Origin of the sequence: Paraburkholderia sp. BL17N1 (assembly GCF_003634175.1) — a bacterium.
Lineage (GTDB): Bacteria > Pseudomonadota > Gammaproteobacteria > Burkholderiales > Burkholderiaceae > Paraburkholderia.
Genome location: NZ_RBIW01000001.1, coordinates 4,013,129 through 4,025,068, shown reverse-complemented (window position 1 = coordinate 4,025,068; position 11,940 = coordinate 4,013,129). Strand labels below are relative to the sequence as shown.

At 63.3% G+C, this 11,940-nt stretch carries 4 protein-coding genes; 3 read left to right on the top strand and 1 reads right to left on the bottom strand.

Going from position 1 to position 11,940, the window contains the following annotated elements; genetic code table 11:
* Nucleotides 1–207: 207 nt before the first annotated feature.
* Entirely contained in the window at nt 208–1,428 is a 1,221-nt protein-coding gene (locus B0G82_RS18160; protein ID WP_121308309.1) for an MFS transporter, read from the bottom strand.
* 478 nt (nt 1,429–1,906) lie between these two features.
* Here B0G82_RS18160 and B0G82_RS18155 point away from each other — a divergent pair, with 478 nt between their 5' ends.
* The 3 genes from B0G82_RS18155 to B0G82_RS18145 all read left to right on the top strand — a co-directional run bounded on the left by B0G82_RS18155 (nt 1,907) and on the right by B0G82_RS18145 (nt 11,895).
* Nucleotides 1,907–3,238, top strand: a complete 1,332-nt coding sequence (locus tag B0G82_RS18155; protein ID WP_116142129.1) for a chloride channel protein — start codon at nt 1,907–1,909, stop codon at nt 3,236–3,238.
* Between the two features lie 301 nt (nt 3,239–3,539).
* Nucleotides 3,540–6,038, top strand: coding sequence for a glucose/quinate/shikimate family membrane-bound PQQ-dependent dehydrogenase (locus B0G82_RS18150; RefSeq protein WP_121308307.1), 2,499 nt, complete (start codon nt 3,540–3,542; stop codon nt 6,036–6,038).
* 346 nt (nt 6,039–6,384) lie between these two features.
* A complete protein-coding gene (locus B0G82_RS18145) occupies nt 6,385–11,895 on the top strand; it encodes an ATP-binding sensor histidine kinase (protein ID WP_121308305.1) in 5,511 nt (1,836 codons plus the stop codon).
* Nucleotides 11,896–11,940 lie beyond the last annotated feature (45 nt).

The following is an 11,940-nucleotide window of genomic DNA, read 5'->3' as shown; positions in this document are numbered from 1 at the left end:
TCTTTCCATTGCGCGCGGCACGTCAAACCGCGCGGAAATAAAAAAGGCCGTTCCGATGGAAATCGGAACGGCCTCGTATTGCTTGCTACCCTGTTTGGCCCTGCGTTGGCTGGCTGACGCGTACTCTGCGTCGCGGCGGTTCGAGCCGCCTTTGCTGTCTATTGTGCCCGATAACGCGCCGGCAAAATAGCTGTTTGGTTCGAACGCTTAAAGCTGCGCCGCGACCTGCTTCGCCGACTGCGTCATATCGATGCCGCGGCGCTCGCGGCTGAACGGAATCAGAACGGCGATCACCACTGCCACGATGCCGATCACGACGGCCATGATGAGCGCGTAGTTGTTGCCGTGCGCTTCGGCGGCGCTCGCCTGCAACGGACCGTTCACCGACGCGATCAGATTGCCGAGCTGGTACACGAGGCCGGGGAAGGTCGCGCGAATTTCATCGGGCGAGATTTCGTTCAGGTGTACTGGAATCACACCCCACGCGCCCTGCACGGAGATCTGCATCAGGAAGGCGCCCACCGCAAGCAGCACCGGCGTGGTCGAGAAAGCCCACAGCGGCAGCACCGGCAACGCGATCAACGCCGCAATGAAGATCGCGCGCTTGCGGCCGATCTTCTCCGACAAGGCGCCGAAGAACAGCCCGCCGCAAATCGCGCCGATGTTCAGCGTGATCGTGATCCACGAGACGGTGTGCGCGTCGAACTGATGCTGTACGCGCAGGAAGGTCGGATACAGATCCTGCGAGCCGTGCGAGAAGAAGTTGAACGCGGTCATCAGAATGATCGCGTATAGCGACAGCTTGACGTTCTGCCTGAGCGTGGCGACGAGACCCGGACGCGTTTTCTTTTCGAGTGTCTTGAAGGCGGGCGACTCCGGCACGTGCGCGCGCACGTACAGCACGAGCAAGGCAGGCAACACGCCGACGAAGAACATGCCGCGCCAGCCGATGTACTGATAGAACACACCGAACACGACCGAAGCGAGCAGATAGCCGCTCGGATAGCCGGCTTGCAGCAGACCCGAGACGATGCCGCGCGATTTCGGCGGCACGGTTTCCATGGTCAGTGCGCCGCCGACGCCCCATTCGCCGCCCATCGCGATACCGAACAGCGCGCGCAGCACGAGCAGCGTGGCGAGATTCGGCGAAAAGCCGGACAGCAATTCCAGCAATGAGAAGCACGCGATGTTGACCATCAGCGTGGGACGGCGGCCGTACTTGTCGGCGAGCCAGCCGAAAATCAGTGCGCCGAGCGGACGCATCACAAGGGTCAACATAATGCCGAAGGCGACTTCGGGGATTTTTGTATTGAACTCCGCCGCAATATCTTTCAATACGAACACCATTAGAAAGAAATCGAATGCGTCGAGTGTCCAACCCAGATAGGCAGCGATCGTGACGTTTCTCTGTTCCCGTGTCCAACTCATTGATTGTTCTCCTGGTTCTCCATTCACCCGTATTCAACGACCGGTGGCTCCGCAGCCCCGCACGCCCCCGGGCGTAGGCTCCGAGCGAGTGTACGCCGACTGTTAAACGCTTGCATGGATGAAGGCGCGTTTATCCGTATTAATCCCTGGGGCGGAGTTCACGCAGAATAGCGGCGTGTGCGTCGTGTCGGGTAAATGTAATTATCGTATTAGCGGGCGTGCAATTTCGTTTGTTATTTGTAATCCATTTAGAGTTTGATTTCGCGCTAATCCGGTCACTTTACGCGGACGGATCTGTGCCTATCGGATCGAACGAGGCCACGCAGGTTGAAATGCAAGCTTTGCCAGTGCCCGGAAAGGCTGTCTGTTCGATATATGCGACACACGCATCAGTCAAGCCGAAAAATCAATTTGATTCATGTTGCGCCGCGGAATAAGATCGTCGCCATCCTACTCATTCCGCTTTTGTCGACGCATCATGTCAGTCAAACCAATCACTTCCGAGCCTGTACGCCGCGAGCGGAGTCCATTTGCCGTGGTCGCCGCTGTCACGCTGCTTACGGGCCTCGGTGCCGGCCTCGGCGGCATGCTGCTCGCGCTGCTGCTGCACGGCATCCAGCATCTTGCCTACGGCTACAGTGTGACGCACGTGATCAGCGCCGAGAGTTTTCTGCAGGGCGTCAGCGCTGCCGCGCCCGAGCGCCGCCTGCTCGTGCTGACCATCTGCGGCCTGGTTGCGGGAATCGGCTGGTGGGCCCTGTATCGGTTCGGCCGGCCGCTCGTGAGCATTCGCCAGGCCGTCAAGTCCGACGATCCGCAAATGCCCGTCATGAGCACGACGATTCACGCGGTGCTGCAGATCGTCACCGTGGCGCTCGGCTCGCCGCTCGGCCGCGAAGTCGCGCCGCGCGAAATCGGCTCGGCATTGGCCGGCTGGCTGTCGCGCCGGGCGGGTCTGTCCGTCGCGCAGAGCCGGATCATGGTGGCATGCGGCGCGGGCGCCGGTTTGGCCGCTGTCTACAACGTGCCGCTCGGCGGCGCGGTGTTCGTGCTCGAAGTGCTGCTGGGCACGTTCGGCTGGCCCGCCTTGGTGCCGGCCGTCGTGACCTCGTCGGTGGCCGCGCTGGTTGCGCAACTGGGATTGGGCAACGAGCATCAATACCTCGTCCCGTCGATGACGTTGAGCCCCACGCTTGTGGTCTGGTCCGTGGTGTGCGGTCCGATTTTCGGCGTGGCGGCGTGGAGCTTCGCGGAACTGATGAAGCGCTCGCGCGCGGCGGCGCCGAAGAACTGGCGCTTGCCGGTGTTGTCGCTGCTGAACTTCGCGATGATCGGGGTCCTCGCGATGCATTTCCCGCAGTTGCTCGGCAACGGCAAGGGACCTGCGGGGCTGGCATTCGACGGAGGCCTGACCATCCGTCTCGCCGCGATGCTGCTGGTGTTGAAAGTGGTGATTTCAGCGAGCAGTTTGCGCGCGGGCGCCGAAGGCGGGCTGCTCACGCCGGGGCTCGCTAATGGCGCGTTGCTGGCGATCGTGCTTGGCGGCTTGTGGAGCCTCGTGTGGCCGGGGGCGTCGCTGGGCGCATTCGCGGTGGTCGGCGCAACGGCGTTTCTCGCTGCCTCGATGCAGATGCCGATCACGGCCGTGGTGCTCATGTTCGAATTCACCCGCGTGAGCCAGGACTTTCTGATTCCCGTGTTGTTTGCCGTGGGCGGCGCGCTGTTGGGTTTTCGTACGTGCGCGAAGTGGGCGCCCGCGTTGCAGTCGAGCTTCGGGTTTGGCTGGAGTGATGCAAGCAGCGCGCGATAAGGCATGGTCGGTTGATCGTGACGCGGACGGCGAAAAACGAAAGGAGAGCGAAAGGAAAGCCGCCGTGCACCTCGATTTGAAATAGGCCAACGAGAACGACGGCAGGAGCGGGACGTTCTCGAAGCTCGCGACTTGGCGTGCTTCGTCCCGAGCGACAAGCCCGCGCGTCGGCTAATCGCGAACGCACAGTTACAGCAGATTAATGCGCACCTTCTGATATGCTTTTTCCCGTGCTCCGGCGCGTGAATTCGGCGTCGGTACCGACGGCAGGCGGTATCCACTCAAGAGGGTTGCGATCATCATGACCAGTCAGTCGAATTCCCGGGGCGTCATCGGCGTCATCACCTTGCTCTTTACCGTGCTCACCGCGCTTTATTTGTTGATAGGTGGCGCGTGGCTTCTTGCGGTCGGCGGCTCCGCTTACTATCTCATCACGGGCATTGTGCTGCTGGGCGTGGCCTGGCTGCTGTGGCGGCGCAGTCCCGCCGCGCTCGTGCTGTATGCGCTGGTGCTGATCGGCACGGCGATCTGGGCATTGATGGAGTCCGGTCCCGACTTCTGGGCACTCGCGCCGCGCTCCGGCGTGCTCGTCATCGTCGGCGTGTGGTTGCTGCTGTTCGTGAGTTGGCGGCTCGTCGGCGAGCGCAAGCTGGGTGTGGTGTCACTCGTCGTCGCGCTCGTGGCATGGGCGGGCGTGCTGGTGTACGCGAACTTCAACGATCCGCAACAGGTCAACGGCACCTTGAGTGCTTCCGCGCCCGCGAGCGGCGCGGGCGCCGGCAGCGCGATCGACGCCGCCGACTGGCCCGCCTATGGGCGCACCCAGGAAGGCACGCGCTACTCGCCTTTGCAGCAGATTACCCCTGAGAATGTGAAGGATCTCCAGGTGGCCTGGACCTTCCGCACGGGTGACATGAAGGGGCCCAACGATCCTGTCGAGATCACCGACGAAGTCACGCCGATCAAGATCGGCGATCTGCTTTACCTATGTTCGCCCCATCAGATTCTGTTCGCGCTCGACGCGAAGACGGGCACGCTCAAATGGAAGTTCGATCCGAGGCTGAAGTCCGATCCGTCGTTCCAGCATGTGACTTGCCGCGGCGTGTCGTATGTCGATTTGTCGGCCAGTGGAGCGGCGGCCGCGCCCGCAGCGACGCCCGCGAGCGATGCCAGCGCAGCAGCAGCGGCACCGGCGAGCGATGCCACCGCAACCACTGCCGCGCCTGCAAGCGATGCCGCCACAACCGCCGCCGCGCCGGCGAGCGATACCACCGCAGCCTGTACACGCCGCATCTACCTGCCGGTCAACGACGGCCACCTCTACGCGCTCGACGCGCTCACAGGCCAACGTTGCGACGGCTTCGCGAACCACGGCGACCTCGACCTCCAACACGCCCAGCCGGTCACGACGGCGGGCATGTACGAGCCCACCTCGCCGTCGATCATCACCAGCAAGGTGATCATCGTGGCAGGCTCGGTCGAGGACAACTTCTCGAACCGCGAGCCGTCGGGTGTCATTCGCGGCTTCGACGTGCGCACGGGCGAACTGCTCTGGGCATTCGATCCGGGCGCGAAGGACCCGAATCATATTCCGGGCGCGGGCGAGCATTACACGTGGAACTCGCCCAACTCGTGGGCGCCCGCCGCTTACGACGCGAAACTCGACATCGTCTATCTGCCGATGGGCGTCACGACGCCGGACATCTGGGGCGGCACCCGCACGCCGGAGCAGGAGCGTTACGCCAGCGGCCTGCTCGCACTGAACGCCTCGACCGGCAAGCTCGCCTGGTTCTACCAGACCGCGCACCACGATCTGTGGGACATGGATCAGCCGTCGCAGCCCACGCTCGCCGACATCAGCGGCAAGGATGGCCAGCCCGTGCCGGTCGTCTACGCGCCGGCCAAGACCGGCAACCTGTTCGTGCTCGACCGCCGCACCGGTGTGCCCGTCGTGCCGGCGCCCGAAACGCCCGTGCCGCAAGGCGCCGCCCCCGGCGACCACGTATCGCCGACGCAGCCGTTCTCGCAGCTCACCTATCGCCCGTCGAAGAAGCTGACCGACGCCGACATGTGGGGCGCGACGATGTACGACCAGCTCGTGTGCCGTGTGATGTTCCACAAGCTGCGGTATGAAGGCACGTTCACGCCGCCGTCGCTGCAGGGCACGCTCGTGTTCCCGGGCAACCTCGGCATGTTCGAGTGGGGCGGCATTGCCGTCGACACCGACCGCCAGATCGCCGTCGCGAACCCGATCGCGTTGCCGTTCGTCTCGCGTCTGATTCCGCGCGGACCCGGCAATCCGTTGGAGCCGGTGCCCGGCGCCAAGGGCAGCGGCACGGAGTCAGGCATTCAGCCGCAATACGGCGTGCCGTACGGCGTGGTGATCAACCCGTTCCTCTCGCCGTTCGGTTTGCCGTGCAAGCAGCCGGCGTGGGGCTACATCTCCGCGATCGATCTGAAGACCAATGAGATCGTGTGGAAGAAGCGTATCGGCACGGTGCGCGACAGTTCGCCGATTCCGCTGCCGTTCAAAATGGGCATGCCGATGCTGGGCGGTCCGATAGTTACCGCGGGCGGCGTCGCGTTTATCGGCGCGACGGCGGACAACTACATCCGCGGGTTCGACGTCAACAACGGCAAGCAGGTCTGGGAGGCCCGCCTGCCCGCGGGCGGCCAGGCCACGCCGATGAGTTATTCGATCAACGGCCGCCAGTACGTCGTGATCGCGGCGGGCGGGCATGGCTCGTTCGGCACGAAGCTCGGCGACTATGTGATTGCCTACGCGCTGCCACAGCAGTAAGGGGTACGCGCCGCCGCAGTTGATGCAGTGCGGCGCGCCCGAAGGCATCTGCCTCATGCAACGGCATGCCGCGCGCGCGGGAAGCGCGCCGCGCATGCCGTTTTTCTTGCGATCCGGGTTTTTGCTTCGCGCCGGCTGCTGTTCAATAACTGGGACGGCGGCGCACGCAATAGCCGGGAAGGCGCGAAGCGCGGACAATAATTTCTAAATGGAATTCGCAGCCTTACAGCAACCTCCTTGCGTGGGATCGGAGTGAACGCCATGCGCCAAGCTCCGGTCGACCGCGTTCTGCGTGGGACCGGCGCCAGTGCCGAAGCACTCGCGCCGCTCGACAGTGGAGTCCGCCGTGGATCTCACCGGATACGAGTTGGAGCCGCTGCACGACGACGGCGACTTCTCTCTCTATCGCGCCAGGAGACCCCGCCATGCCGTCTCGGTGCTTGCGCTGGTCGTCACGCGCCCGGCCTCGCAGAGCATCACCCGGCTCGAGCACGAATACGGATTAGCGCCGCTGCTCGATGCCAGCTGGGCGGCCCGGCCGCTCGCGCTGTACCGCCGCAGAGAGCCGCCCATGCTGGTTCTCGACGACGACGGCGGCGAGCCTCTGTATCGCTTGCTGGGCCGTCCGCTGGAGCTCACGCGCTGGTTGCGCATCGCCGTCAATCTGGCGCGGGTCATCGGCCACGTTCACCGATGCGGGCTCGTTCACAAAGACATCAAGCCGGCGAATGTGCTCGTCGACGGGAACGGCAACGTACGGCTCACCGGCTTCGGCATCGCCTCGCAACTGCCGCACGAACATCAGCCGCCCGCGCCGCCGGAGATTGTGGCCGGGACCTTCGCGTACATGGCGCCGGAACAGACCGGCCGCATGAACCGCTCGATCGACACGCGCAGCGATCTCTACTCGCTCGGCGTCACCTTGTACGAGATGCTCACCGGCGCGCTGCCGTTCACCGCATCGGACGCGATGGAGTGGATTCATTGCCACATCGCGCGCAGGCCGACACCGCCAGGCGAGCGCGTCGACGCTCTGCCGAAGCCGGTCGAAGGGATCGTGCTGAAGCTCCTCGCCAAAGCCGCCGAGGATCGTTACCAGACCGCGGCGGGTGTCGAAGCCGACCTGCGGTCGTGCCTCGTGGCATGGGAGGCGCACCATCGCATCGAAGCGTTCCCGCTCGGTGCGCACGACGCGTCCGACCGCTTGCTGGTGCCCGAAAAACTGTACGGACGCGAGGCACAGATCGAAGCGCTCGTGACCGCGTTCGATCGTGTCGTGGGCAGCGGGGCGGTCGAACTGGTGCTGATCTCGGGCTATCCGGGCATCGGCAAGTCGTCGGTCGTCAATGAGTTGCACAGGGTGCTGGTGCCGCCGCGCGGCCTGTTCGCGTCCGGCAAGTTCGACCAGTACAAACGCGACATCCCTTATGTGCCATTTGCTCAAGCCTTCCAGACGCTCGTACGCAACCTGCTGAGCCAGAGCGACGCGGAGGTCGAGCCGTGGCGGCACGCGCTGATGGAGGCGCTCGGGGCCAACGCTCAGTTGATGGTGAATCTGATTCCGGAGCTTGCGCTGATTATCGGCGAGCAGCCGCCGGCGCCCGTGCTGCCGCCGCAGGATGCGCAAAACCGCTTCCAGATCGTATTTCGGCGTTTTCTCGGCGTCTTCGCGCGGCCTGAGCATCCGCTCGCGCTGTTTATCGACGATCTGCAATGGGTCGATACGGCGACGCTCGATCTGCTCGCGCATCTGGTCACGCATCCGGACGTGAAGCACGTTCTGCTGGTCGGCGCGTACCGCGACAACGAGGTGGACGCATCGCACCCGTTTGCGCGCACGCTCGAGTCGATCAGCCACGCCGAAGGGAAGGTGCGGCAGATAGAACTCGCGCCGCTTACAGCGGAGAACGTCACGCAACTCGTCGCTGATTCGCTTCATTGCGACAGCGCGACCGCCGGCCCGCTTGCGCAACTGGTGCACGAGAAGACGGGCGGCAATCCATTCTTCGCCATCCAGTTTCTGACCGCACTCGCCGATGAAGACCTGCTCACCTTCGATCAGCGCGCCGCGGCGTGGCGCTGGGATCTGCCGCGCATCCGCGCGAAGGGCTTTACCGAGAACGTCGCCGATCTGATGGCGACGAAGCTGAGCCGCTTGCCTGCGCCCACGCGCGACGCATTGGGGCAACTGGCGTGCCTCGGCAACATTGCCGAAGTGATCGCACTGACGTGGGTTCAGGGCGGTTCCGAAGAGACGATGCACGCGAACCTGTGGGAAGCCGTGCGAATGGGGCTCGTTTTTCGCGTGGGCAACGCCTATGCATTCGCACACGACCGCGTGCAGGAGGCCGCTTATGCGCTAATCCCCGCCGACGAGCGTGCCGCCGCCCATCTGCGGATCGGCCGGGCGCTGGTGTCGCGCACCCCGGCAGAAGCGCTGGAAGATGCCATCTTCGACATCGTCAACCATCTCAATCGCGGCGCTGCGCTGATCGTGACGGAGCCGGAGCGCGAACAGGCCGTTGCGTTGAATCTCATCGCGGGGCGGCGCGCGATGAATTCGACCGCCTACGCGGCGGCGCGCAGCTATCTGGCGCAGGGCGTGGCGCTGCTGTCGCCCGATGCATGGACGCAGCGCTACGACAGCACGTTCGATCTCTATCTCGCGTTTTCGGAGTGCGAATATCTGGTCGGCGATTTTGCGAAAGCCGACGCGCTGGCCGACATGATGCTCGCGAGAGCGCGCTCGAATCTCGATCGTGCGAAGGTCTTCAGCCTGCGGATCGAGTTGTATCAGCTCGCCGGGAGATATGACGAGAGCTTCATGGTCGCGCTGGTTGCGCTGCGCGATTTCGGCATTCTGTTTCCTGAGACCGATCAGGACATCCAGGCAGCACTCGACCATGCATTGCGGGACGTTCACGTCAATCAGGCCGGGCGCGCCATCGGCGAACTGGTTGAGGTGCCGGTGGCGACGGATCCTTCAATCCGTGCGATCGTCAACCTTCTCCTTCAGGCGATGAACTGCGCTTTCGCCGCGCGTCCCGCGTTCTATCCGCTCATTACCCTCAAGGCGGTCAACCTTTCCTTGCAGCACGGCAATACCGAGAACTCCAGTTTTGCTTACGGCAATTACGCGTTGATGCTGGTGTCCCTGATCGGCGATATCCCCACCGCGGTGCAATTTTCAGAGATGTCGCTCAAGCTCAACGAGAAGTTTGGCAATCGGCGCCTGAAAGGCAAGCTGCTGCATCTGTACGGCGCCCATGTCAATTTCTGGCGCTGCCACATTGCAGCTAATCTGCCGGTTCTCGAACGGGCCACCGCTGCGTGCCTGGAAGCGGGCGATCTGGTTTTTGCAGGCAACGTCGCCTTCAACGCGGTTTGGCAGACGATCGAAAAAGGAGCTGCTCTCGAAGATGTGCAGACGCTCGCGGAAAAGTACGCGGCGCTCGCGCGCGAGAGTCACAACGACGCGGTGTATGAGTTGATCCGGGTCGAGCGGCAATTCGTCACCAGTCTTCGCGGCAAGACGACCGAACCGTTGAACCTGAACGACGAGACGTTCGACGAAGCAGCCTGCTTCGAGGCTATCATCAAATCGAATTTCGGCTGCGCGATCGGCGTGTATCGCATCATCAAGGTCATGCTCGCTTTTCTCGATGGCCGGTACGCCGAGGCATTGGAGGCGGCCGGCCGGGCGGAGGCGGTCCTCAGTTCCGTCATGGCATTGGCGATCGAGCCGACCTTTCACTTCTTCCATGCGCTCATTCTGACGGCGCTATTTCCGCAGGCATCCCCGGAGCAGCAGCAAGTCTACAAGCACGTTCTTGCAGCAAAACTGAGGAAGCTCGAAAGATGGGCTGAGCACTGCCCGGAGAACTATCAGAACCGCTACGCGCTCGTTTGCGCGGAGCTCGCGCGTGTGGAGGGCCGCGATCTCGACGCCATGCGCCTTTATGAACAAGCTGTCCACTCGGCTCACGAGAACGGCTTTCCGCACCACGAAGGCATCGCCAACGAACTCGCCGGTCGCTTTTATCTAGGCAGCGGTCTCAGGACGAATGCCGCTGCGTATTTGCGCAACGCGCGTCATTGCTTTGCCTTTTGGGGCGCGGAGGGCAAAGCCGCGCAACTCGACGCGGAGTTTCCCCGCCTTGCCAATCAGGACGGGAGCACGGCGACGTCGACGCTCAGCTTCGACTGGCGGCAGTTCGACGCCGCGACGCTGCTCAAGGCGTCGCAAGCCCTTTCCAGCGAGATCGAACTGGATGGCCTGATCGAGCGCCTGATGACGATCGCGCTGCAGACCTCAGGCGCCGACCGGGGCCTGCTAGTCGTGCCGCAGCAGCCGGACGGCTACCTGATCGAGGCGGAGGCGCGCATCGATGGGCATGGGATCGCATTGAAGCGGCCGCCGCTTGCCCATTGCGCCGTTCCCGCCGCCATTCTGCGTTACGTGATGCACACGCAAAAGAGCGTCATCATCGACGATGCCTTGACACCCAATATGTTCTCGCAGGACAGCTACCTGGCAAGTGGCGCGACGCGCTCCCTGTTCTGCCTGCCGCTGGTCAGACAGGGCACACTCAGCGGCCTGCTGTATCTGGAGAACACGGCCACGTCGCACGTTTTTACGGCACGCCGCTCCTCGCTGCTCGATTTGCTGGCGTCACAGGCGGCCATTTCGCTCGAGAACACGCGTCTTTATGCCGATCTTCAGGAGCGCGAGGCAAAGGTTCGGCGGCTGGTGGATTCCAACATCATCGGGATCCACATCTGGGATTTCGAAGGCAATGTTGTCGAAGCCAACGACGCTTTTCTGCGCATCGTGGATTACAGCCGGGACGATCTTGTCTCAGCGCGTATCCGCTGGCCCGATCTGACTCCGCCTGAGTGGCGTGAGCTCGATGAACGGGTGAGGGCGGAATTGACGACCACGGGAAGCGCCAAGCCGTTCGAGAAAGAATACATCCGCAAGGATGGCAGCCGCGTGCCCGTGCTGGTCGGCGCGGCAGCGTTCGGCGACCGCGAGGGGCAGGGCGTCGCTTTCATACTCGACCTGACCGACCAGAAGCGGGCGCAACAGGACGTGCGCGACAGCGAACGACGATATGTCGGACTCCAGATGGAGCTGGCGCATTCCAATCGCGTGGCGACGATGGGCCAGTTATCGGCGTCGATTGCCCACGAGGTGAAGCAACCCATTACCGCCACCGTCGCCTACGCCAGCGCGGCCTTGCGCTGGCTGGCGGCGCGCCCGCCGAATCTGGACGAAGTGCGTGAGGCGCTCAACCGGATCGTCGCGGATGGCGGCCGCGCCAATAACATCGTCGACCGCACGCGCGCTTTTTTTAAAAAGGAGCCGCGGCGAAAAGACGGCCTCAACATCAACGAAACCATTCTCGAGTTGATCGCGTTCATGCGCAGCGAAGCTGCCAAGCATGGTGTCGAGCTGACCGCGCAACTGGCGGATGGGTTGCCGCAAATTCAGGGCGACCGGGTGCAGTTGCAGCAAGTCATGCTGAACCTGATGATCAACGCCCTTGAAGCGATGAGCGCCACGGATATCCGCGAGCGAGTGCTTCTGATCCGATCCGGCAGGTCCGGTGTTGACGAACTCTGCATTAGCGTGGAGGACTCCGGACCGGGTCTCGACGCCGAGCATCTGGAAGGCGTTTTCGAAGCATTCTTTACGACCAAACCCAACGGGCTGGGGATGGGACTGCCGATCTGCCGCTCGATCGTGGAAAGTCACGGTGGACGGCTATGGGTAACATCGAACGCAGCGGGAGGTGCCACGTTTCAGTTCACGTTGCCCGCGCAAGGCAACGTAGCGCATCCGGGCAATGCCTAGCGCGGGACGCGACCGCCGCCGCGACGCGCACGCTGAAGAACCGAC

Coding starts and splice junctions, on each gene's coding strand:
- B0G82_RS18150 (WP_121308307.1), top strand. CDS start 3,540: ATGACCAGTCAGTCGAATTCCCGGGGCGTCATCGGCGTCATCACCTTG.
- B0G82_RS18160 (WP_121308309.1), bottom strand. CDS start 1,428: ATGAGTTGGACACGGGAACAGAGAAACGTCACGATCGCTGCCTATCTG.
- B0G82_RS18155 (WP_116142129.1), top strand. CDS start 1,907: ATGTCAGTCAAACCAATCACTTCCGAGCCTGTACGCCGCGAGCGGAGT.